The sequence below is a fragment of the Paucibacter sp. B51 genome (assembly GCF_027863535.1).
Classification (GTDB): Bacteria; Pseudomonadota; Gammaproteobacteria; order Burkholderiales; family Burkholderiaceae_C; genus Paucibacter_A; species Paucibacter_A aquatilis.
Genome location: NZ_JAPIVN010000002.1, coordinates 508,352 through 531,657, shown reverse-complemented (window position 1 = coordinate 531,657; position 23,306 = coordinate 508,352). Strand labels below are relative to the sequence as shown.

At 62.0% G+C, this 23,306-nt stretch carries 17 protein-coding genes and 2 pseudogenes; 2 read left to right on the top strand and 17 right to left on the bottom strand.

Annotated features, from left to right (window positions below; genetic code table 11):
- Window positions 1–3 precede the first annotated feature (3 nt).
- Window positions 4–645: an HAD family hydrolase gene (locus tag OOB33_RS23205; protein ID WP_271010379.1), complete on the top strand. Its 642-nt coding sequence runs from the start codon at window positions 4–6 to the stop codon at window positions 643–645.
- On the opposite strand, the gene OOB33_RS23200 is transcribed toward OOB33_RS23205, so the two are convergent.
- From OOB33_RS23200 to OOB33_RS23160, 9 genes are all read right to left on the bottom strand, one after another.
- Window positions 631–822: a DNA gyrase inhibitor YacG gene (locus OOB33_RS23200; protein WP_102766186.1), complete on the bottom strand. Its 192-nt coding sequence runs from the start codon at window positions 820–822 to the stop codon at window positions 631–633. The genes OOB33_RS23205 and OOB33_RS23200 overlap by 15 nt on opposite strands.
- A 40-nt stretch (window positions 823–862) precedes the next feature.
- Window positions 863–1,618: a cell division protein ZapD gene (gene zapD, locus OOB33_RS23195; RefSeq protein ID WP_271010531.1), complete on the bottom strand. Its 756-nt coding sequence runs from the start codon at window positions 1,616–1,618 to the stop codon at window positions 863–865.
- A 115-nt stretch (window positions 1,619–1,733) separates the two neighbouring features.
- On the bottom strand, window positions 1,734–2,348 hold the full coding sequence (gene coaE, locus OOB33_RS23190; RefSeq protein ID WP_271010378.1) for a dephospho-CoA kinase: 615 nt from the start codon (window positions 2,346–2,348) through the stop codon (window positions 1,734–1,736).
- Window positions 2,345–3,277, bottom strand: a complete 933-nt coding sequence (locus tag OOB33_RS23185; RefSeq protein ID WP_271010377.1) for a prepilin peptidase — start codon at window positions 3,275–3,277, stop codon at window positions 2,345–2,347. The genes coaE and OOB33_RS23185 overlap by 4 nt, the downstream gene beginning before the upstream one ends.
- Window positions 3,278–3,289: 12 nt before the next feature.
- Complete coding sequence (locus tag OOB33_RS23180; RefSeq protein WP_271010376.1) at window positions 3,290–4,510, bottom strand: type II secretion system F family protein; 1,221 nt, start codon at window positions 4,508–4,510, stop codon at window positions 3,290–3,292.
- 56 nt (window positions 4,511–4,566) lie between these two features.
- Window positions 4,567–6,234, bottom strand: a complete 1,668-nt coding sequence (gene pilB, locus OOB33_RS23175; protein WP_102766590.1) for a type IV-A pilus assembly ATPase PilB — start codon at window positions 6,232–6,234, stop codon at window positions 4,567–4,569.
- 422 nt (window positions 6,235–6,656) lie between these two features.
- Complete coding sequence (locus OOB33_RS23170; protein ID WP_271010375.1) at window positions 6,657–8,882, bottom strand: PAS domain-containing sensor histidine kinase; 2,226 nt, start codon at window positions 8,880–8,882, stop codon at window positions 6,657–6,659.
- 97 nt (window positions 8,883–8,979) lie between these two features.
- Window positions 8,980–9,849, bottom strand: a complete 870-nt coding sequence (locus OOB33_RS23165; protein ID WP_271010374.1) for a phosphate/phosphite/phosphonate ABC transporter substrate-binding protein — start codon at window positions 9,847–9,849, stop codon at window positions 8,980–8,982.
- Between the two features lie 34 nt (window positions 9,850–9,883).
- Window positions 9,884–11,422 carry a methyl-accepting chemotaxis protein gene (locus tag OOB33_RS23160; protein ID WP_271010373.1) on the bottom strand — a complete coding sequence of 513 codons (1,539 nt, stop codon included), beginning with the start codon at window positions 11,420–11,422 and terminating at the stop codon, window positions 9,884–9,886.
- 183 nt (window positions 11,423–11,605) lie between these two features.
- On the opposite strand from OOB33_RS23160, the gene OOB33_RS23155 reads away from it, so the two are divergent.
- The gene (locus OOB33_RS23155) at window positions 11,606–11,971 is read left to right on the top strand and encodes a response regulator transcription factor (protein ID WP_271010372.1); all 366 of its coding nucleotides are present in this window, start codon (window positions 11,606–11,608) and stop codon (window positions 11,969–11,971) included.
- Between the two features lie 135 nt (window positions 11,972–12,106).
- On the opposite strand, the gene OOB33_RS23150 is transcribed toward OOB33_RS23155, so the two are convergent.
- The 8 genes and pseudogenes from OOB33_RS23150 to OOB33_RS23110 form a co-directional block, all read right to left on the bottom strand.
- Window positions 12,107–13,255 (bottom strand): protein-glutamate methylesterase/protein-glutamine glutaminase, encoded by a 1,149-nt coding sequence (locus tag OOB33_RS23150; RefSeq protein ID WP_263299989.1) that lies wholly within the window; start codon window positions 13,253–13,255, stop codon window positions 12,107–12,109.
- 8 nt (window positions 13,256–13,263) lie between these two features.
- On the bottom strand, window positions 13,264–13,626 hold the full coding sequence (locus OOB33_RS23145; protein ID WP_263299988.1) for a chemotaxis protein CheD: 363 nt from the start codon (window positions 13,624–13,626) through the stop codon (window positions 13,264–13,266).
- A gap of 184 nt (window positions 13,627–13,810) precedes the next feature.
- Window positions 13,811–14,623, bottom strand: a complete 813-nt coding sequence (locus OOB33_RS23140) for a CheR family methyltransferase (protein WP_102766196.1) — start codon at window positions 14,621–14,623, stop codon at window positions 13,811–13,813.
- Between the two features lie 28 nt (window positions 14,624–14,651).
- On the bottom strand, window positions 14,652–15,197 hold the full coding sequence (locus tag OOB33_RS23135) for a chemotaxis protein CheW (protein WP_102766197.1): 546 nt from the start codon (window positions 15,195–15,197) through the stop codon (window positions 14,652–14,654).
- Between the two features lie 276 nt (window positions 15,198–15,473).
- A pseudogene (locus OOB33_RS23130) lies at window positions 15,474–16,160 on the bottom strand (methyl-accepting chemotaxis protein); the annotation flags it as partial.
- A gap of 759 nt (window positions 16,161–16,919) precedes the next feature.
- A pseudogene (locus OOB33_RS24470) lies at window positions 16,920–17,852 on the bottom strand (PAS domain-containing protein); the annotation flags it as partial.
- Between the two features lie 116 nt (window positions 17,853–17,968).
- Window positions 17,969–20,434: a methyl-accepting chemotaxis protein gene (locus tag OOB33_RS24465; RefSeq protein WP_333780350.1), complete on the bottom strand. Its 2,466-nt coding sequence runs from the start codon at window positions 20,432–20,434 to the stop codon at window positions 17,969–17,971.
- 54 nt (window positions 20,435–20,488) lie between these two features.
- A complete protein-coding gene (locus OOB33_RS23110) occupies window positions 20,489–23,110 on the bottom strand; it encodes a methyl-accepting chemotaxis protein (protein ID WP_271010371.1) in 2,622 nt (873 codons plus the stop codon).
- Window positions 23,111–23,306 lie beyond the last annotated feature (196 nt).

The following is a 23,306-nucleotide window of genomic DNA, read 5'->3' as shown; positions in this document are numbered from 1 at the left end:
CGCGTGAATATTGTTTTTGACTTCGGCGGTGTCCTGTTCCGCTGGCACCCGCCGAGCCTGCTGGCCCGCGTCTGGCCCCACCGCGTGGCCGACGCGGCCCAAGGCGAGGCCCTGGCGGCCGAGTTTTTTGAGAACTACGCTGGCGCCTGGGGCGCCTTCGACCAAGGCCTGATCGACGCGGCGACCGTGATCGAACGCATTTCGGCGCGCACCGGCTGGCCGCTTGAAGAGGTGGCCCAGGTCGTGGCCGCCGTGCCCGATGAGTTGCAGCTTCAGCCCGGTACCGTGGCCTTGATCGAGGGCTTGAAGCAGGCGGGCCACCGCCTGTTCTTTCTCTCGAACATGCCCGCACCACTGGCCGATCATCTGGAGCGCTGCCACCCTCTGCATCAATGGTTCGAGCAGGGCGTGTTTTCGGGCCGGGTCCAGGTGGTCAAGCCTGGGGTGGAGATTTTTGAGCTGGCCTGCCGTCAGTTTGGCGTCGAGCCCGAGAGCTGCCTGTTCCTCGATGACCATCCGGTCAATATCGCCGCGGCCCAGGCCCTGGGTTGGCAAACCTTGTTGTTCCGTTCGGCCGAACAGGCCAGTCAGGAATTGCGGGCGCGAGGCCTGCTGAGCGCGGCGCCTCAGTCAGTGAGGCAGTGAGTCGTCCTCGACGGGCGGGCTGGCTTCGACCCGGAAGTCTTCATTGGCCCAGGCCCCCAGATCGATCTGTCGGCAACGCTGGCTGCAAAACGGCCGCCAGCTGTTGCTGGGGGCGAAGATCGAATCGCCGCCACAAGTAGGGCAGGGCACGATGCGGGGCTGAGCGGGGGAGTCCATGGCGGATCAATCAGAAAACAAGTGGGGTGTCGCGGCCTGATCAGGCGCAGAGCGTCAGCTCGAAGCTGGCGTCCTGGTGGGCGGGCTTGAGCCGGCCTTCCTCGTCCTGACGCATCAGGCGGATGGACACCATCAGGCGGTGGCCGGTGATCTCGGGCACCAGGCCCAGGCTGGGGTCCAGGCGCATGCGCAGCAGCTGGTAGCTGCGGCCGGCGCCCAGGCTTTGTTGGAACTGGCCGGCCACGGCCGCCACCTTGTGCGGCGAGCCGCTGTCGCGCAGCAGGCCCAGCAGCACCTGCAGGGCCTCGGCCAGGGGCATCAGGCTTTGCGTCCACTGCATCAGGTCGTTACGGCGCCGGGCGGGCAGGAACTGCTGCCAGGTGTAGTAGGCGGGCAGGTCGAATTCGCAGGTGCCGCCCGGGATGCTGATGCGGCTGCGGATGCTCATCAGCCATTCATTGCTGGTCAGCACATGGCCAGCCTTGCCGGAGAGCTTGTTGAGGCCGTCGAAGGCATGGTCGATGCGCGCAATGACTTCATCGAGCACGCTCTCGGCAATCGCCGGATTGCCGCGGTAGCTGTTGAGCTGCACCTTGTGGCGCTCCAGCTCCTTGAGCAGGTCGGATTTGAGATCGGCCCGAGAGGCCACGTCCATGATCTCGAAAATGGTGACCAGGGCGAAATGGTGATCGAGCGGGGTGTCGCGCGCCATCAGCTGTCCGAGCCGGTCGAACAGATGCTCCAGGCGCAGCATCGTGCGGATGCTCTCGTTGAATGGGTACTCGTAAAGGACCAAGGCGGCCATCCCTGTCGGTCAGCGTTGCTCGCAAGCGGGGCGCGGCTGCGCACCCGAGGCCGTGATTGTTTCACAGCCCATTGCTGCTCGCCGCTTCATCGCGCCTGCAAGCGTCCTATTTTGTGCGGCGCCACCGGGCCGCGAGGGTCAGGACTTGCGCCCGCAGCTCGCTCAAGCCGAGATCCTGGTTGTGGATCACGGCATCGGCACAGGCGCGGCGCTGGGACCTGCTGGCCTGGGCGTTCAGCACGGCCCGCACGGCTTCGCGGCTCAAGCCCGAGCGCTGCATGACACGTTCGATTTGCAGAGCCTCGGCGCAATCCACCACCAGCACCCGGTCGACGCGTTGACGCCAGCGGCCCGACTCCACGAGCAGGGGCACATCAAAGACGATCAGATCACTGGCGGCCGCAGCAGCGGCACGCGCGGTCTCAGCGCTGATCATGGGATGAAGAATGGCTTCCAGGCGCTGGCGCGCGGCCGGGTCGGCGAACACCCGCTCGCGCATGACGCTGCGCACCAGGCCTTCATCGGCATTCACCACATGCGGGCCAAAGGCGGCGGCAATGGCGGGCAGGGCCGCACCACCGGGCGCGGTCAAGGCGCGCGAGATGGCGTCGGTGTCGATCAGTGCGGCACCGGCCTCGACCCAGAAGCCGGCCACCGTGCTCTTGCCGCTGCCAATGCCACCGGTCAGGCCGATGCGCACAGGCGGCTGCGGCGCGTTCACGCCCAGCCCAGCCAGCCCAGCACGCGCTCCTGGCCCGCAAACAGCACGACCAGGCCGCCGCCGGCCAGGAAGGGGCCGAAGGGCACGTAGCGGCCCTCACGCAACTGGGCATTGAGCTTCATGGCAATGCCGACGATGGCACCGATCAGCGAGGCGCCCAGCACGATGGGCAGAATCATCTGCCAACCCAGCCAGGCACCGAGGGCGGCCAGCAGCTTGAAGTCGCCATAGCCCATGCCCTCCTTGCCGGTGGCCAGCTTGAACAGCCAGTAGATGGACCAGAGCGAGAGGTAGCCCACCAAGGCGCCGGTCAAGGCCGAGCTCAAGGGCAGGGCGGTCAAGCCCAGCAGGGAGGCCGCCAGGCCGGCCCAGAGCAGGGGCTGGTTCAGCGAATCGGGCAGCAGGGTGGTGTCCCAGTCGATGGCCGCCAGGGCCAGCAAGGTGGCACCGAAACCGCACCAGAGCAGGGTCTCGGGCCGGGCGCCGAAGCGCCAGGACAGGGCGGCGAACAGCAGGCCGGTGGCCAGCTCGATCAGCGGGTAGCGCTTGGAGATGGCCGCCTTGCAGGCCGCGCATTTGCCGCCCAGACGCAGCCAGCCGATCAGCGGCAGGTTTTCATGCCAGGCCAGCTGATGGCCGCAATGCGGGCAGCGCGAGCGCGGCGTGGCGATGCCCAGGTGAGGCAGCTTGTCGAGCTGCTGACTCAGGGCCTGAGCGGAGCGGGCCAGCGTGTCGGCCTCGACGGACTTCCAGGCGGCGGCCTTCTTCAGCTCGGCGGCATCACTGAGCTGGGCGGCCGAATCCATCAGCCATTGGCGCTCCATCATCAGGGGCAGGCGGTGGATCGCCACGTTCAAAAAGCTGCCGATGCACAGGCCCAGCAGGCCCAGCATGGCCGGGCTCAACAACCATTCGTAATCAGGAGTCATGTCGTAGGCTGGTCAGACCACTTGGCCGAGCTTGAAGATGGGCAGGTACATGGACACGACGATGCCGCCGATGATGCCGCCCAGGATGACGATGATGAAGGGTTCCATCAGGCTGGACAGGGCAGCCACCGCCTCGTCGACCTCGTCCTCGAAGAACTCGGCGGCCTTGCCCAGCATATGGTCCAGTGAGCCGGACTCTTCGCCAATGGCGGCCATCTGGATCACCATGGTCGGGAAGATGCCGGTGGTCTGCATCGAGGTGGTCAGTGCCGTGCCGGTGGAGACATCGCGCTGGATTTTCTCGGTCGCCTCGGCAAAGACCGCATTGCCGGCCGCGCCACCGACCGAATCCAGCGCTTCCACCAAGGGCACGCCAGCGGCAAACATGGTGGACAGGGTGCGTGTCCAGCGGGCCACGGCCGATTTGTAAAGCAGATCGCCAAAGACCGGAATCTTCAGCAGCAGTCGGTCCATGGTGTGCTGCATCTTGACCGAGCGTTTCCAGCTCTGGAAGAAGAAGTACAGCCCGCCACCAATGCTGCCAAAGATCAGCCACCAGTAGGATACAAAAAACTCGGACATCGCGATCACGGCCAGCGTCGGTGCGGGCAGGTCAGCGCCGAAGCTCTGGAACACGTCCTTGAAGGCCGGTACGACGAAGATCATGATCACGGCCACCACGACAAAGGCGACCACAAACACGGCGATCGGGTAGGTCAGGGCGGACTTGATCTTGTTCTTGATGGCGACCGTTTTTTCCTGGTAGATGGCCAGGCGGTCGAGCAGGGATTCCAGGATACCGGCGGCTTCGCCGGCTTCAACCAGATTGCAGTAGAGCGCGTCGAAGTAAAGCGGCTGCTTGCGCAGGGCATTGGACAGGCTGGTACCCGTCTCAACGTCCTGCTTGATGTCGTTGAGCAAGCGGGTCAGGCGCGGGTTGGTGCTGCCGCGGCCGACGATCTCGAAGGACTGCAGCAGGGGCACGCCGGCACGCATCATGGTGGCCAGCTGGCGGGTGAAGATGGCGATGTCTTTTTGCTTGATGGCCTTGCCGCCGCTCATGCGGCGCTTCTTGACCTTGCTGACCAGGATGCCCTGGCGGCGCAGGGTGGCGCTGACCATGGCCTCGCCCCCGGCACGCAACTCACCTCGCACGATCTTGCCGTTGCGGTCCTTGCCTTCCCACTCGAACACGAACTCCGCCGTGTTCTTGGCTGCCGCACTAGTCGCCATACCACCTCCTGGCCTCAGGCCCTTGTCCTTGTTCCTGCCCTGCGGCAAACGGTTCTTTATTCATTGGTCGCCGCCAGCACTTCTTCGAGCGTGGTCACGCCCGAGCGGACCTTGACCAGGCCGAACTGGCGCAGATCGCGCACCCCCTCGGCCTGGGCCTGGGCGGCGATGTCCATGGCCGTGCCTTCGGCCAGGATGATGCGCTGGATGGCCTCGGTGATGGGCATCACCTGGTACAGGCCCACCCGGCCGCGGTAGCCGCTGTTGCAGCTGTTGCACCCCACGGCGCGGTACTGTTTCCAGCTGCCGTCCAGTTCTTCTTCCTTGAAGCCGGCGCGCAGCAGAGCTTCGCGCGGGTACTCGGCCGGTGCCTTGCAGTTTTCGCACAGGCGCCGCACCAGGCGCTGGGCCGTGATGAGCAGCACGCTGGACGCGATGTTGAACGGGGCCACGCCCATGTTCAAGAGCCGGGTCAGGGTCTTGGGCGCGTCATTGGTGTGCAGGGTGGACATCACCATATGGCCGGTCTGGGCGGCCTTGATGGCGATGTCGGCGGTTTCCAGGTCGCGGATTTCGCCGACCATGATGATGTCGGGATCCTGGCGCAGGAAAGACTTCAGCGCGGCCGAGAAGCTCAGGCCCGCCTTGTCATTGACATTGACCTGGTTGATGCCGGGCAGGTTGATTTCGGCCGGGTCTTCCACGGTCGAGATGTTGACGCCCGGCTGGTTCAGGATGTTCAGGCAGGTGTAGAGCGACACGGTCTTGCCCGAGCCGGTCGGGCCGGTCACCAGCACCATGCCGTAGGGGCGCGAGATGGCAGCCAGCAGGCGCTCTTTCTCGATCTTCTCGTAGCCCAGGGCGTCGATGCCCAGCTTGGCCGAGGACGGGTCCAGAATACGGATCACGATCTTCTCGCCGAACAGGGTCGGCAAGGTGCTGATCCGGAAGTCGATGGCCTTGGCGCCGAACTTCAGCTTCATGCGGCCGTCTTGTGGCACGCGACGTTCGGCAATGTCCAGGCGCGACAGCACCTTGATGCGCGAAGCCAGCTTGTCCTTGATCGCGATCGGCGGCTGGGTGATTTCGCGCAGCTCGCCGTCCACGCGAAAGCGCACGCGGTAATGGAACTCGTAGGGCTCGAAATGCAGGTCGGACGCGCGCAGATTGATGGCGTCGACCAGCATCTTCTGGAGAAAACGCACCACGGGTGCGTCTTCCACATCGGCCAGTTCGGCGGCAGTCTCCTGCGGCGCGCTTTCTTCTTCGGCAATGTCGAAATCGAAATCACCGCCAGTGATGGTTTCCAGGGCCTCGCTGGCACTGGAGCTGGCGCCCGCCAGCAGCTTGGTCAGCTTGTCATGCTCGACGATCACCCATTCAGGCGTCAGCTGGGTGGCAAACTTGATGCGCTCGACCACGTCCTGGTCGGTCGGGTCGGCGCCGCCGATGAAGAGCCGGCTGCCGCGCCGCCCCAGCACCACCACCTGGTACTGCTGGGCCAGCTTGTTGTCGATGATGTTCTGCGGCATGCGCTGAACATCCATGGCGTTCAGGTCCAGCAGCGGCACGGCCAGGGCTGTGGACAGGGTGTGGGCCAGATCCACCGGACTCACCAGCCCCGCCGCGATCACCGAATTGACGAAGCTGGTCTTCTTCTCGCGCGCCTGGCGCATCAGGTCTTCGGCCGCTTTGGGCTGCAGCTTGCCGGCATGCACCAGCATGCGCGCCACGCCCGAAAGGGCGGACTGAGGCGGCTCGGCCAGGGTGGGTTCCACGGTGTAGATCAGGCTCGCAGGTCGATGAGTGGGGCGTCCATCCCACAGAGGCAGGATGGACAAGGCGTATCAATCAGGACTGTAAACCGAGCGAGGCCGCAGAGCGCGCGGGCCGATGTGCCGGAGCACACGATTTCACCCCGGGGAAGCCCTTGGTGAAGCCCTGAAAAGCCGGGCGAAGCCCTGGCCGCCGTGGGCTTGTGAGGATGCGTGCGGTCGACGCGGAGCCCCTTGGCTATCGAAGCCAGCGTCTTTCAAACCGAGACCGGCGTCAGACGCCGGGCAGGCCAGGCCCGGACCCTGGCCTGCAGTCAACGGGTTTGGTGAGGATTTGTAAAAGTTCGCAAGCAAAACCTACCGGGCTGGGTTCACAGGGATTCGGCGGGTTCCGCTGCGAGCAAGGGCAGGCGCACCGTGGCCGTGGTTCCGACCCCCGGGGCGCTGGCCAGCAGCAGCTGGCCGCCGTGCAGTTCGACAATTTCCTTGACGATGCTCATGCCCAGGCCGGTGCCGAGGATGGCGCCCGACTTGTCGGCTCGATAGAAGCGCTCGGTGACGTGCGAGAGCTGCTCCTCGGTCATGCCGATGCCGTGGTCCTGCACCGCCAGCACGGCCATGGCCGATCCATCGCTGCTGGCGCCGGCCATGCTCAGGCTCAGCTCGACCGGGCCACCGGCCGGCGAGTATTTGTAGGCGTTGGACAGCAGATTGCGCAGCACCTGCTGCAGCTTCTGCCGATCGGCATGGATGCGGCAGCCTTGGCTGGGCAGGCTCAGTGCGGGCAGGGCGCGTGCGTCAGGCGGGTTGAAGTCGTCGACCACTTCCTGAACCAAGGCCTGGAGGTCCAGCACTTCGAGCTCGAAGTCCTGGCCGCGTCGGGCTTCGATGCGAGCCAGGTCCAGCAGCTGGTTGAGGATGGCGATCATGGACTGGCATTGCCGGTGGATGCGGCCCAGCATCTCCTTCTGTCGCTCGGGGGGCTGTTCACGCATCAGCAGCAGCTCGGTGAAACCGTAGATGCTGGCCATGGGGGTGCGCAGCTCGTGGGCGGCGGTGCTCAGGAACTCGCTCTTCATCTGCTCCACCTCGACCTGGTGGGTCACATCGCTGAGGTGCAGCAGCTGTGCGGCAGCGGCGCCGTCGCTGCTCACGCCTTCGTGCAAGGCCAGCTCCAGCACACGGCGTGTCGGTCGCTCCAGCTCGATGCGCAGCTTGCCGCTGCGCAGCTCCTGGAAGTTGATGGCGCGCGCGTCGGCGGCACGCAGGCTCAGCACGGCCTCCAGCAGCTCGTCCTCATGCCGGCCCAGTGCCCGCTCGGGCGGCAAGGCGGCCAGCCGTGCAAAGGCCGGGCTGACATAACGGCAGATGTGCTGGGCGTCGAAGGACACAAAGCCGTCCGGGCTGAGGGCGAAGATGGCGGCCAGTTGTTCGCCCCGTTCGCGCAGCCTTTGGATCAGCTCCTGCACCAGCTGCAAGAGGGCGGCGCTTTCCTCGCTGCTGCCACTGCCGACCAGGGCACGGCTGGCGCCGGTCTGGTCTTGCGCCGGTGTCGCCGCAAAGTCCTGCAGCATGCGGCGCATGGTCTGCATGGCCTGGGCGCGGGCCTGCAGCTCTTCCTGCAAGCGGTCGTCCAGGGCCTGTTGCTGGCTGATGTCGCGGAAGGCGTAGACCCAGCCGCCGCCTGCAATGGGCGAGCGGCTCAGGTCCAACACCACGGCGTCGCAGCCTTCAGGGTTCAGCCGCAGCCGCGCCTTCCAATGGCCTTCGCGCGCTGCATCGAGGGCCGGGTCGAGGTCGCGGCTCAGATCGGGCAGCAGCTCCTGGATGCGCTCGCCCAGCAGGCGCTCGGGCGCCCGTTCCAGCAATTGGCCAAGCACCGGATTGGCCAGCAGGATGCGGCCCTCGGCGTCGGTGCTGGCAATGCCATCACCAATGGCCGACAAGGTCACGGCGGCACGCTCACGCTCGAGCTGCAGCGAACTGGCGGCCTGGTTCAAGACCTCGAAGGTCTGGCGAAATTCCAGCGGCGCGTCTTCCGTTTGCATGGGGCTGAGCGCCCCGCCCGAAACCTGCAGTTGCTCGCCGAAGGCGCGGATCTGGCCCAGATTGCCCAACCAACGGTTGAGCGGCCACCAGACCAGACCCAGGCCGGCCAGCAAGCTCAGCAGCCCCAGACCTACCGCCACCAGGCTTTGCTGCCAGAAGCTGTTGGCAATGTGGGCGGTGTTGAAGCGCAGGCGCAGGACGCCGTAGTCCTTGCCGCCGGCTGTCACGGCCATATTGAGTTCGGGCAGTTGCTCGGCGATCGCCTTGCTGAGCCAACTGGGCGCACGCAGTTCCGGGTCCTGGTGAGCATGACGCTCAATGCGACCTCCTTTGAGATCGATGAACAGAGCGGCACTGATATCGCTGTGCTTGGAGGCGCGGGCCAGGGCGCGTTCGATGGTGTCGTAGTCGCCGATCACGGCCGATTCACTGACCACTGGGCCCAGCAGGCTGATCAAGGTGTCTGCCGAATCTTGTGCACCGTTGATGCTGTCGACATAGCTGCGCGATGCGAACCAACCGATCGCACCGCTCAAAGCCAGGAGCAAGGATGTCAGATAGAGGAGAAACACTCGCCCTATCAGGCTGGAGGGCAAAAAGCGCGAGGCGGTCATGGCAAGCATTGGGCCGCCTTAGCTTGCCAGTTCAACGCAATTGAGCCGGGGCGCTTTGATAAAAGCGTCGGTAGGGCTCGTACTCGCTTCCATCCGAGAGAATGAAATAGGCCTCCTCGGAGAGCCCGATATGCTTGGAGACCTCGGACAGAATGGCTCGACCCTTGGGATCTTTGTGCATGCCGGCGAAAGCCTTGGCCACAGCCTGTACGTCCTTGGCTGGAACTTTGGCTGAGGCCATCAGAGCAAGATCGTGCATGGGCTCCGAGCTCCAAAGCACTCGGAATTTCTTGCTTTCACGCCGACCATAGTTCTCTGCCAACTGCGAATTCACACCGGCGGCGCTGGCCTTTCCGCTGAAAAGCTGGGCCAAGGCGCCATCAGCATTGCCGGCGAACACCACCTTGGTGTCGATTTTCTTGCTCAACAAGAAGGCATACGGCAGTTTGTAGGACACCAGTGCCTCCGGGCCCGGATAGACCACATCCTTGCCGGCCAGTTGACTCAGATCGGTGACTGTGGAGTCGGCAGGAACAATGATCTGCCCGTGGATGGGGGGCGTGAGTCGTCGGCCAATGACTTTCCATCCGAGCTTCTCGCGCTCCGGGCTGAACAAATGGTTGCTGAAGACGAACTCGACCTCCTGGGCCAGAACATAACTTGTCGTGTCGGCGGATGTTCGGCCGATTTTCAGGGTCAGCTTCACACCGCTGCGTTCCGAGACGTAGGCCATGATCGGGTTCCAATAGTCCGCGGTCAACGCGATATTGGCCTGGTTGACCGGTGAGAAGCGGTACAGCGGCTCCTCCGCCTGCGCTCTGGCCGCCTGCAGACCCAGGGCCATCGTGAGAGCGATGAGGACCTGAAGGCCCTGCCTGATGAGGGCGATTGTTCGGCACATGGTGAAGGCTCCTATCTTTCTGAAAACGCGGCCATCAGAAAAAGTCAATATTGGAGTTGCCGTCGGGGTTGTTGCTTGCTTGGCTCTGAACTTGGCTGCGGCGTTGAATCAGCGAGGCTTGGGCTTGGCTGGAGAGCAAGGCAGATTGCTGAGCTGTTTTCAAGAGCTCCGCCACGGCCTTGTCATCGCCGAGCCGGAACGTACTCAGCACTTCGGCCAAGCTCACTGCCTGCTGCAGCAGTTCGTCGGCAATCTGCCCAGATCGTTCGGCCACATGGACGTTCTGTCGGGTGATGGCATCAAGCTCCTTGACCGAAGCCGCCACGACCTCAATGCCCTGGGCATGTTCAGCGTTGTCGGCGGTCAGGCTGTCGAACACCGTGCTGACGCTTTTGACCGAACTGACCAAGTCCATCATCGTGCTGCTGGCGAGGCTGGCTTGTTGCGTGCCGCGCGCCACGGTTTCGGTGGAGGCTGTGATCAGCTGCTTGATCTCCTTGGCCGCTTCGGCGGAGCGGCCCGCCAGCATGCGCACCTCGCTGGCGACGACGGCAAAGCCACGCCCTTGCTCGCCTGCCCGTGCTGCCTCCACGGCCGCATTGAGTGCCAAGATATTGGTCTGGAAAGCGATGGCATCAATCACAGCAATGATGTCGGTGATGCGGCGTGAGGACTGATCGATTTCCTGCATGGTGCTGACCATCTGCTGCACCACTTCACCGCCTTTGCTTGCCATGGCCGACGAGGCTTGCGAATGTGCCAAAGCCTCCTTCGAGGCGCGGGCACTTTCTTTCACGATCACCGTGATCTGCTCCAAGGACATGGCTGCGTCGTTCAGGCCTGTTGCAGTGCGATTGGTGCGTTCCATCAGCTCGGAGCTGCTCTCGCCGACTTCGTGTGCCGCGGCATGAACCTTGAAAATGGCGTCGCGCACCAGTCGAAGTGCCGCGGCCATGCGTTGCTGGACATGCTTGAGGCGGGAGCCGACGTTGGAGTCGGTACGCACCGCGTCCAGATTCAATCGGATCGGCCCGTCCTGTCCCATGGCCTTGACCAGGAACTCCATTTCAAAGCGCTCGTTGGCTTGTTGGCGCATCTGTCGCGCCGAGAAAATCAAGAAGGCGCTGAGGACCAGCAGGAAGCCCCAGTCTGCAACCAGTGACCACGGTCCGGTGGTCTCGTGCACATACAGCGGCATGCTGCTCGAGTTGAAGAAATGGAAGGCCAGGCTATGGACGCAGAACAAGCCGGTCATGTAGGCGATAACAATCCAGTCGCCATAGGGCAGTAGCAAACACAGGGAGATGTAAACATTGGCGTGGATGCTGTTGGCCCCCTGAGTCAGTTGCAACTGCACGGCCACGAGAATCATCAGCAGGGTGGCGAAACCCAGCCGGCCCAATTCGGTTCCGCCTCGGAAGCGGTAGATCAAGCCCGCCAGCACCAGGCAGGGCAGCGTCCATTGCAGCGCCATGCCCGAGGATTCACGGCCGAAGCCCAGGGCCACGGCAAGCAAGGCGTTGCTGGCGATGATGGCCAGCATGGTTCGATCATGGCTTGAATTCGGGTTCATGCAGTCTCCAACGCCGGCGCAGGCTCAAGTCGTGCTTTCGGCCACGTGCAGCGTAATCTTGAGGGGCCAAGCAACGCCACTGTGGGGCCGTGAAGTAGTGCCAGCAATTCCCGGGTTCTTGCACGATGGCTGCGGGTTTGAGGCATCATTCCGGAACACTTGTCATCGACCCGGAGCCGGTTCATGAAGAAGATACTGATTGTTGAAGATCAGGAAGAGATCCGTGAGTTGATTCGTGTCACGCTGGAGTTTGACGACTACGAGATCGACGAAGCCGCTGATGGCCATGAAGGACTGAGCAAGCTCAGTAGTTTCAAGCCCGATTTGATACTGCTGGACGTGATGATGCCCGGCGGAATGAGCGGTTTGGAGGTTTGCCGCCGCGTCAAAGCGGATCCTGTTTTGAAGCGCATCCGAGTGATTCTCTTGACTGCGCGAGGGCAGGAAGCCGACAAGCAAGAAGGGTTGCGGGTCGGGGCGGACGAGTATCTGATCAAGCCCTTCAGCCCGATGGAGTTGATGAAAGTCATCGACAAGGTCTTGCGCTGAGAGTCCCGGCCATGGGGCGCGTCTGCAAGCTGTCAATGAGGCGCTTCTGAGGAAGTGGCGTGGGCGTGCGTTGCTGCGACCCGCAGCCGGGCAGCGCCTTTGGGGCCGCCTGGGATCGTGTGGTCGCCATGTGGATCAGTCGGCTTGGCGATTCAGTCCGGCAACAACACCATTGAGCCGCAGCAGGGTGGGTGCAATGTCCGAGAGCGGCAGGACTTGCTGTGCCGCACCCAACTCAGCAGCCGCCTTCGGCATGCCGTACACGACACAGCTGGCTTCGTCCTGGGCCAGGGTGGCCGCGCCAGACTTGCGCATTTCCAGCAGGCCGCGCGCACCGTCGTCGCCCATGCCCGTGAAGATGACGCCAATCGCATTGCGTCCCGCGCAATGTGCAACCGACTTGAACAAGACGTCGACCGATGGTTTGTGATGATTGACCAAGGGGCCATCACGCACCTCGACCACGTACTGGGCCCCACTGCGTTTGAGCTGCATATGGCGCCCGCCCGGTGCCACCAGGACACGTCCATTGATGACCCGGTCGCCGTCCTTGGCCTCCAATACTTCCAGTTCCGTGATGCTGTTGAGGCGGGACGCAAAGGGATGGGTGAATCGTTCGGGCATGTGCTGAACCAGGACGATGCCGGGCGTGGTGCGCGGCAGCTGTTTGAGCACGGTTTCAATGGTTTGAACGCCCCCGGTGGAACTGCCGAAGGCGATCACCCGGTCGGTGGTCTCGGACATGGCGGAGGTGCTCGCGAGTGCCCCGGGCGCGAGCCGATCGCGCGGTGCAGAAGCACCCAGGGGAACTGCTGAATTGACCCGAGTCATGGGCTGGCTTGCGCCGGAACTCAAATTGGACTGCGCCGCGATCTGGCTGGGAAGCGCGTGGACGTTTGCCCGCGCAGCTGCGCGTACCGCGCCCACCAGGCCGTTGCCTGGCCCCTCCAGAAAATCACGCAAGCCGAGCTTGGGTTTGGTCACGAAACCGATGGCTCCGGCAGCCAGCGCTTGCATGGTGGTCTCGCAGCCGGCTTCGGTCAGGGTTGAGCACATCACCACCGGTGTCGGGTGTTCGGCCATCAAACGCTTGAGGAAGCTGATGCCGTCCATGCGTGGCATTTCTACATCGAGCACGATGACGTCAGGCCAGTTGGCTTCCAGCTTGGGCCAGGCAAACAGAGGATCGCTGGCGGTGATCGTGACTTGAATGCCTGCCGCCTCAAGCACTTGGCTGAGGTGCTTGCGCACGATGGCCGAGTCATCAATGATGGCCACACGCAAACGCGCATTCACTTCTTGGCTCCGATCAAGGCATGTCCGGTGCTGCGTTTGACCTCGACTCGGCCGCTGGGCAAATCGAGTGAGACCGTTCGTGGAACGCTGTCGCCGACATCGACGTCCTGCATCTGAAAGCCATACTTGTCGATCAAGCTCCACCCCATTTCGATATTGCGCTCGCCGACGTTGAACTTGATGTTGACGCCGTCGGGCATGGTGTCGGCGCCGCCATAGAGATGCGCCAGGTACTCCGAAGGCGCGGTGCCACTGCGTTTGATCGCTTGCAGCAACAGTTCCACGGCTTCATCCCCATAGCGCCCATCCAAGGGGGCTGTGCCTCGTGTGGTTCTGCTGGGCAGTAGAAAGTGACACATGCCGCCGATTTTCTTGACGGGGTGCCACAAGGTGATGGCCACGCAGGACCCCAGAAGCGTTCTCAACAACGCCCCCTGGCCAAAATGCCACTGACCAGGCATCAAGGTGATGGTGCTTGGGCTGCCCGGCGCGACTGGCTTGCTGGCCGGACTGCGCGGGGGCGGGATTCGGCTGGGATCTTGCTTATGCATGTTGGTAGATCGCCGGAGCAATCGCCTTGAGAGGAAGACCCAAAGAAGCCAGGGACTCGGCATGTCCAGGGTACAACACGCCGCCGGGCTTCAGGCGTTCCATCACGCGGCTGACGATCGCGGTTTTCGCCGGGCCATCGAAGTAAATCAAGACATTGCGAAGGAAGATCACATCAAACATCGGCAGCGGTGGTAGCGGCTGCATCAAATTGGCGCACTGGAACTGCACGCGCGAGCGGAGCTCACGATTGATCAGCAATTGACCCTCGTAGGGGCCGAAGCCTTGCAGGCAAAAACGTCTCAGATAGTCTGCCGGCACATTGCGCGCGCGGTCCATGGGGTACAAGCCTTGGCGGGCGCTCTCCACCACTGCCGTGGAGAGATCGGTGCCACGAATGGACCACGGGCGGCTCGAAGGATTCATGCCCAGCTTGTCGGCCAGAACCATGGCGATGCTGTAGGCCTCTTCCCCGGAGGACGAGGCACCACTCCAGACCAGGAACTCGCCGCCATCTCCTTGCCCCTGCGCACGTCGAACCAAGTCTTCGAAATGCTGCGGTTCACGGAAGAAGTAGGTTTCATTGGTGGTGAGTTTGTCCACCACGCTGACCAAGAGCTCCTCTGGCATCTGGCCGCGCACCATCTTTTGAACAAAGATGTTGATGTCTGTCTCGCCCGCTTCAAGGCTGAGCTTCTGCAAACGGCTTTGCACCAGCGCATGCTTGCTCTCCACCAACTTGATGCCGGAGATGCGATGAAACAATTCGGTGATGGCCTTGAAGGAGTCTGTGGTCAGTTGGCTCATGGGGCGGTGCGATCGAGGATGGAGCCACTCAATGGTGCTGTGCCGCAGCGATCAACTGAGACAAGGCCACCGGAGAAAGCACTTGGTCCAGATTCAGCAGGGCGGCATAGCCGTCGCGCACATTGACCATGCCTGCCAAGAACTCAGCGGCAATGGCGACACCCAAGGTCGGGACCGGCTCGATGCGATGGGTGTCCACGTCCAGCACTTCGTAGACCGCATCGACCAGAACCCCGGCGATCAGGCGTTCGAAATCGTCGTCGCCTTTGGCTTCCACCACAATGACGGCGGTACGTCGGCCGATGTGCGTGGGGCCAAAGCCAAAACGTGCACTCAGGTCAATCACCGGCACCACTGCACCGCGAAGATTCATCACGCCGTGGACAAAGTCGGGGGTTTGCGGCAGCGGCGTCATGCGACCCACTTCCAAGATCTCACGCACCACTTCGATAGGCACGAGCAGCGTTTCTCGAGCAACGGCCAAACGTAGAAGTTGGCGTATCGGACCCGCACCAGCCATCTCGGAGATCGCACCTCGGAGCAGATCGGCCGGAGCGTCTTTGGCTTTGTTCATCAGGGATCCTCAAAAGCGTTTGAAATAGGACTCGTCCACTTCGCCTCCACGCGAGGGCTTGACGGCACGGCCGTCTCGTGCAGACCCTGGCGCTGCCGAAGCTTCGCCGCCATATGAGGCTGTGTGGGCATTGGCGGAGGCGCTGGAAGGCGGTTCAGCCGAAACGCTGCGCATTTCATTGAGCCTGGCGCTTTGTTTGAATTGCTGCTGCCTTTGCATGGATGGACGGGGCCGCGTCGCTTTCCCGTGTTCTGGGCTGGGTGAAACGGCGTCGTCTGCCAGTTTGAAGAAGGCCATCTGCTCCTGCAACTGCGCAGCCTGCGCCGAGAGCTCCTCGGCCGTGGCTGACAACTGCTCTGAGGCCGAGGCAGTCTGTTGCGTGGTGTTGGAGAGGTGGTTCATGGCCTTGGTGATCTGCCCCACACCCGCAGACTGTTCACCAGAAGCCGCAGAAATCTCCTGAACCAACTCGGAGGTCTTCTGAATCGAAGGCACCATATCGCTGAGCAAAGAGCCTGCCTTCTCGGCCAGGCTGACGCTGGTGCTGGCCAGACTGCCGATCTCTTGGGCCGCCACCTGACTGCGCTCGGCCAACTTGCGCACTTCGGCCGCGACCACGGCGAAGCCTTTGCCGTGCTCCCCGGCGCGAGCCGCTTCGATGGCTGCGTTCAGTGCAAGCAGATTGGTCTGGTACGCAATGTCATCAATGATCGAAATCTTCTTTGCGATCTGCTTCATCGCGTCGACCGTCATGCTGACGGCTTGTCCGCCATCCATGGCCTCGCTGGCAGCTTTTGTCGCCATGCCGTCGGTGAGATTGGCGCTGTCGGCGTTCTGCTGCACCGAGGCGGCCATTTGATGCAGCGATGCAGTGGTTTGCTCCACGCTGGCGGCTTGCTCAGAGGCGGAGTGAGACAAGGACTGCGAGGTTTGCGAAACCTGTTCCGAGGCGCTGGAGAGCTGGTCGGCGGCGCTGCGCACTTCGCGGATCGTGCCGCTGACGGTTTCGACCAGCGAATTGAACTTGTCGCCGAGCATGCGGAAGAAGGGTTCCTTGCCTTCGAGGGGAACACGCTGTGTGAAGTCGCCCTGGGTCGCTCCGTCCACCATGCCGCCGATTTCGTTCTCAACACCGACTTCAAGCGTGCGATCCTTCCACTCCACCACGGTACCCAGGCGAACGCCCTTGGCATCGGTAATCGGGTTGGCAGTCAGCGCAAACCTCAAGCCACTGACGGTAATTTCGGTCTTGTACTCGCCCTTCAAGCCACCGAGCAGATTGCGTTGATGGCCGGGGTTGCGATGGAACTGGTCGAAATTGGAGCCCACGATGGTGCGGGCATTGAAGGTCGGCAAAACCTTGCGAAGCTCCGCCTCATTGCGAAGCATCATCTGCGCCACCGATTGGTTGTTGTAGATGATCTTGCCTTCCGTGTCGGCAATCATCACATTGGTCGAGCAGATGTCGAGCGCTTGCTTGACGCGTGCGTTCTCCGCTGCCAACTCGGCCTCGCGTTCCGCAGCCGCCAGCTCCGCGGTCATGTCCTTCCATTCCACCACGGTGCCGAGGCGCTTGCCGGCAGCGATGACCGGATTGACGATCAAATCAAAGCGCCTGCCTCCGATATGAAGTCGGGTTTTGTGGGGGCTGTTCAGGCGGTCCAGCATGCCGCGCTGGTGTGCCGGGTTCTTGTGAAAAACGTCGATGTTGGTGCCAACCACCGTGGCTGCGCTGAAGCGAGGAAGGTCTTTGCGTATGTCCGATTCGGCCGCGGCCAACATGGCTCGTAACGATGCATTGCCATACACAATGTTGTAGCCCGGGTCAGCCACCATCATGTTGGTGGCCGCAACATCGAGTGCCTGACGAATGCGTTCCGCGTCCTCAGCGCGTTTTCGGGTGTCGGCAAATTCGAAGCCCAGCCGGGTTTGAACGCGTTTGAGCGCCAGCATCATGGAGGCAAGCTCGTCGCTTCCCTGCACTTGAACGACGCCATCAAAACGACCTTGGCCAAACTGCTCAAATTGAGCGCCTGCCTGCCGCAGGGTCCGGCTCAGGCGCCGAGCGATGGCCCACAGGGTCCACAAGCCCAGGAAGGTCGGAAGCAGTGCCAGGCTGGCGGGCAGCCACCGGGTGGACAGCAGTGCGTGACCGAGTCCCACACCACCTGCCAGCAGCAGGACAGCGCTTGTCAGAAGCTTGGTGGGTAGACCCAGGACATTCATTCCTTGGAGGGCTCGATCCTTCAGGCCGGTGCGCACACCGCGGCCGTCGCGTATCACCCATCCTTTAGCGCTCCCTTCCCTGAACTTGCGATACAGGGCATCGGCCGCCTCGATCTGTTCCCGGCTGGGTCGCGTGCGAACTGACATATAGCCGACCACGCTCTCGCCTTCCTTGACAGGCGTGGCATTGGCAACCACCCAGTAGAAGTCACCGTTCTTGCAGCGATTCTTGACCAAGCCGGTCCACGGGCGACCGGATTTCAAGCTGTTCCACATGTCTTGGAATGCTTCTTCCGGCATGTCGGGATGGCGCACCAAGTTATGCGGCTGGCCAATCAGCTCGGTCTCGGCAAAGCCGCTCGCTTCGACGAAGTCGTCATTGATGTAGGTGATGCGCCCCTTGAGGTCGGTGCGCGACACGATGGTCATGCCGTCGCGCAAGCGGTACTCAGTCTGTGTCACCGGGAGGTTGCTTCGCATCGTGGGCCTTTCGATTGCGGCTTGTGTTGTGATCGTGTTTCCAGCGCAGCGTGGATGCTGCGTGCTCAGCGCTGCTGTCTGGCTTGACCCCGGGAGCTTTTCTCTTCGGCGAGGCGGAAGAAGGCCATTTGTTCCTGGAGCTGATTGGCCTGGGCAGACAACTCCTCGGCCGTCGCGGAAAGCTCTTCTGAAGCCGAGGCCGTTTGTTGCGTGGTGTTCGACAGGTGGTTCATCGCACCCGTGATCTGGGTCACGCCTTGAGACTGCTCACCGGATGCTGCTGAAATCTCCTGCACCAGTTCACTGGTCTTTTGAATCGAAGGCACCATATTGCTGAGCAGACTGCCGGCTCGTTCGGCCAGTTGGACGCTGTTGCTGGCCAGGTTGCCGATCTCTTGCGCTGCCACTTGGCTGCGTTCGGCCAATTTGCGGACCTCGGCGGCAACCACAGCGAAGCCCTTGCCGTGTTCGCCGGCCCGAGCGGCTTCGATGGCGGCGTTCAAGGCCAGGAGATTGGTTTGATAGGCGATGTCATCGATGATGGAAATCTTGGTGGCGATTTGCTTCATGGCGTCCACCGTCATTCCCACGGCTTGACCGCCCTCCATGGCTTCTCGAGCAGCCTTGGTGGCCATGCCGTCGGTGACGTTGGCACTCTCGGCGTTCTGTTTCACCGACGCCGCCATTTCTTGCAAAGAGGCGGTGGTCTCTTCGACGCTGGCGGCCTGCTGCGAAGCGGAATGTGACAGGCTCTGCGAGGTTTGTGAGACTTGGTCGGAAGCGCCGCTGAGTTGGTCGGCAGCGACCCGGACCTCACGGATGGTGTCGCTGATGGTGTCGATCAGGCCATTGAATTTTTCGCCGATCTGGCGAAAGAATCCCTGCTTGCCGTCCAGGCCAATGCGCTGACTGAGATCTCCGCTGGTGGCTGCGCTGGTCAGCGAATCAAATTCGCGCTCGGCGGCCAGTTGCTCGGTGCGATCCAGCCATTGGCCGACAGTTCCGATGTTCTTTCCGTTCGGGTCGCGAATCGGAGTGGTTGTGACGTCGTAAGTGCGGCCGCCCAGCACCATGGTGGAGTGGGCGGTGTCGCTCAAGTTCTTCAGGCGTTCGACGGCTGCGGCCGCGTCGCGATAGAACATGCCGATGGAGCCGCCCAGCACTTTGCTGGGATCAAAGCCTGGCAGTTCGCTGCGGAAGGCCGCCTCATCACGGCGCAAGACCGTCATCAAAGCCTCGTTGACGTAAACGATGGTGCCGTCCGCCGCTGAGATTCGAACCGGCATGGCCGCCACATCCAAGGCTTGCTTGATGCGGGCATTGGCGGCGGCCAGGGTTTGTTCGCGCTCGCGAGCGATCAGCTCCTGAGTCATGTCACGCCACTCCACCACAGTGCCAAGGCGTTGGCCGGTCGCATCGGTGATGGGGTTGGCGATCAGAGAAAAGTGCAGCTCCGCCACCTGGATCTGGGTCTTGTATTCGCTCCTCAAGTTGCCCAGCAGATTGCGTTGGTGCGCGGGGTTGCGGTGGAAGCTGTCGAAGTTGCTGCCGACGACTTGCTTGGCGTCGAAGTTGGGCAGTGACTGTCGCAGCGCTGCTTCGTTGCCCTGCAGCATGGCAGTCACGGAGCGGTTTGCGTAGACGATCTGCCCTTCAGGGTCGGCGATCATCACATTGGTCGAGCAACTGTCCAGCGCTTGCTTGACACGGGCGTTCTCGGAGGCAATTCGTCCGTCGCGCTCATTGCGTTCGCGCAAGTTGGATTGCATTTGCACCAAGCTCTTCAGTAGCTGGCTGGTTTCATCGGTGCCTTGAACTTGCACTTCATTGTCCAGTCGGCCATCGCCGATCTCTCTGGACAGTGCCACGGCCTTGGCCAAGGGCAGGGTGACACTTCGCGTCAGCATCCAAGCCATGGCGATCACCAGCAGGACGGCGAAACCGGTCACGCCGATCAACCAGAGGCGAGCAGAGACGTAGTTTGATGAGGCCTCAGTCACATCCTGTTCTGCGTCCTGGAGCTGCATGGCCACCGCTTTGTCTATCGTGGTTTGCAGCGCTTTGGCTGCAGGGCTGGCCGAGCTCAGAAGCAGTTTGGTGGCTTCTTCGTCTTTGTTGAGGTTCGCAAGTTCCATGACCTGATCATTCAGGGCGCGGGATTTTTTCGCTTGTTCTCGGGCTTGCTCGAGATCTCGCTGATCTTCCTCACGCGCCGTGTTCTTGCTGATGGACGCGAAGGACTTGTCAAACGCCTCTCGAGCCTCTGCGATCTTGCGGCGTTCACCTTCGATGGCGTCGTTGGTGTTGATCAGAATCAGGCTTCGTATGACCCGTTGTTCAACGTGTGTCTGCTCCGACAGCTCGTTCAAGTCGACCATGCGACTGAAGTTCTCATGCACCACATGTTCAAGCGCATGGTTGACGTTGGCTAGATCCTTGAGTGCCAGTACGACCACAGCGATCAACATGGTCAGAAGCAGGGCAAAGCCCAAACCCAAACGCTGCCCAACTTTCATATTCGCGAGTGTCATGGAGAAGCCTCGTCTTTCTTCGATGGAAGGTGCGGGATCGGCCCCCTGCGGCTATTAACGTCTTCGAGAACCTTTGTGATGCGATGAGGTCGTTTGCTTGTCTTCGGCCAGCTTGAAGAAGGCCATCTGGTCCTGCAGTTGCGAGGCTTGCGCCGACAGCTGTTCGGCCGTTGCTGAAAGCTCTTCCGACGCCGAGGCCGTCTGTTGGGTCGCCGTGGACAAGTGATTCATGGCACCGGTGATCTGGGCCACGCCCTGGGACTGTTCTCCCGAGGCCGCGGCAATCTCCTGCACCAGCTCGCTGGTCTTCTGGATGGAAGGCACCATATTGCCCAGCAGGCTTCCGGCCTTTTCAGCCAGCTGAACGCTGTTGCTTGCCAAATTGCCGATTTCTTGTGCGGCGACCTGGCTTCTTTCGGCCAGCTTCCGCACCTCGGCAGCGACCACTGCAAAGCCCTTGCCGTGTTCGCCGGCGCGAGCGGCTTCGATGGCAGCGTTCAAGGCCAGGAGATTGGTTTGATAGGCGATGTCATCGATGATGGAAATCTTGGTGGCGATTTGCTTCATGGCGTCCACGGTCATGCCCACGGCTTGTCCACCTTCCATGGCTTCGCGCGCGGCCTTGGTGGCCATGCCGTCAGTGAGATTGGCGCTGTCTGCGTTTTGCTTGACCGAGGACGCCATTTCTTGCAGGGACGCGGTGGTTTCTTCCACGCTGGCGGCTTGCTGGCTCGCCGAGTGCGAGAGCGACTGTGAGGTTTGCGACACCTGTTCCGAGGCGCCGCTCAATTGATCTGCAGCCAAGCGCACTTCACGAATGGTGCCGCTGACCGTTTCAACCAGTGAATTGAATTTCTCGCCCAACATGCGGAAGAAGGGCTCTTTGCCCTCCAGACCAATGCGATTGGCAAAGTCGCCTTGATTGGCCGCTTCCACCATGCCGCTGACCTCAAGCTCCGCGGCCACTTCCGCAGTACGGTCCTTCCACTCGACCACCGTGCCCAGGCGGTGTCCATTGGCCGTGTGGATGGGGTTGGCGGTCAGCGCGAAAGTCAGCGGGCCCACCTTGATTTCCGTCTTGTACTCGCTCTTCAAACCGCCCAGCAGATTGCGCTGATGGCTTGGATTGCGATGGAACTGATCAAAATTGCTGCCGACGATCCGTCGGGCATCGAACTGAGGCAAGACCTTGCGCAACTCGTTTTCGTTGCGCTGCATCATCTGCGAGACCGACTGGTTGTTGTAAATGATCAGACCGTCGCTGTCGGCGATCATCACATTGGTCGAGCAGATGTCCAGCGCTTGCTTGACGCGGGCGTTTTCCGCGGCCAGTTTGAGCTCACGCTCGCGGGCGGCCAGCTCCTGGGTGATGTCCTTCCACTCCACCACGGTGCCCTGGCGTTGGCCTGCGGCGTCGAAGATGGGGTTGGCGATCAGGGAGAAATTCAGCGCAGCCACCTGGATTTGCGTCTTGTACTCGCCCTGCAACTGTCCCAATAGATTGCGCTGATGGGCCGGGTTCTTGTGAAAGCTGTCGAAGTTGCTGCCCACCACGCGCTTGGCTTCAAAATTGGGCAGAACCTTGCGCAGCTCGGCTTCATTGCCCTGCAGCATCGCCTGGACAGATTGGTTGGTGTAGATGATCTGTCCATCGACGTCGGCAATCATCACATTGGTGGAGCATTGGTCGAGCGCTGCCTTGACCCGGCCCGTCTCCTCGGCCAGGCGCGTGTCGCGATCACGACGCTCGCGCAGATTGCTCTGCATCGTTCCCAGCGTGGTGAGCAAGGTGCCGGCCTCGTCCTTGTGCTTGTCCTGGGTGTCGAAGTCCAGGTCCCCTTTGGCCACCGCATCGGCCGCGGCCACCGCCCTTTGCAAAGGTTGCGTGATGGTGCGAACAATGGCGACACCTGTCAGCAAAGCCAGGAGCGCGAGCCCACCGAGCGCACTGGCGCCGATGTTTCTCTGCAGGCTGAGCTTGTGAATGCGCTCATCGAGAAGCCGCTCCAGGTTGTCGGTGGCAGCATTGAACAAGCCATATTGAGCTTCGGTCGCCAAAGTGCCTTGGCTGAACATGTCCGCAGCACTCAGGCTGGGCTTGCCGTTGAACAGCTGTTGATCGACCAGCTTGAGAAAGCTGTCCGCGCTCTTTTGCGCCTCCTGCGCACTGAGATTCAGTGCTTGGGCGAGCTGGGTGTCGCTTTGGAGTGCTTTGTTCAACTGGCGTTGGCCGCGCTGCCGCCAGAACTCCGACTTTTCCCGCATGTCGTGCAAAGTGGCCAGGTCCGCCGCACTCAGGTCTTTGCCATTGCCTGCCTGCTTGACCATGGCTGAGCTTTTGCCGCGTACCAGTGCAATGGATTCCGTGAGCTGCGGAACATACTCCGCCACCGCGGTCACCAGGTAGTAGGTCGATTCTTCCGGGTCGAGTGAAAGACCGGACGCATCCGCAATGTTCTCGACCAGCAGCAAGGCTTCGCTCACCAATTCGCTGTGGGCGGTAAAGCTCTTCGAGGCGTCTATCGTCTTGCCACTGACCTGGTCTTGAAGCTTCAGTACCGCAGCACTCATGGCGTTGGCTCGTGTCAGGGCATCTCGGTATCGAGGGTTGTCCTTGGGCAGGATTTGCAACAGCTTCTTGAGCTGCAGGGCGATCTCGGCTTCGCTCTCGGCCAATTTGGATTGAACCTGTGTGTCGCCATTGAGAGCAAGACTGGACAAGCCACGATGGACTTGCAGCGCTCGCATGATTTGGATGGTCGGCCTCAATGGGGCGATGCCGTCCTTTTCGGATATGGCGGCGTCCACTTGTTGACCCATATTCCGCAAGACCAGGGTCAGAGGGATGGCGCACGCCAAAGTTGAAATCAGT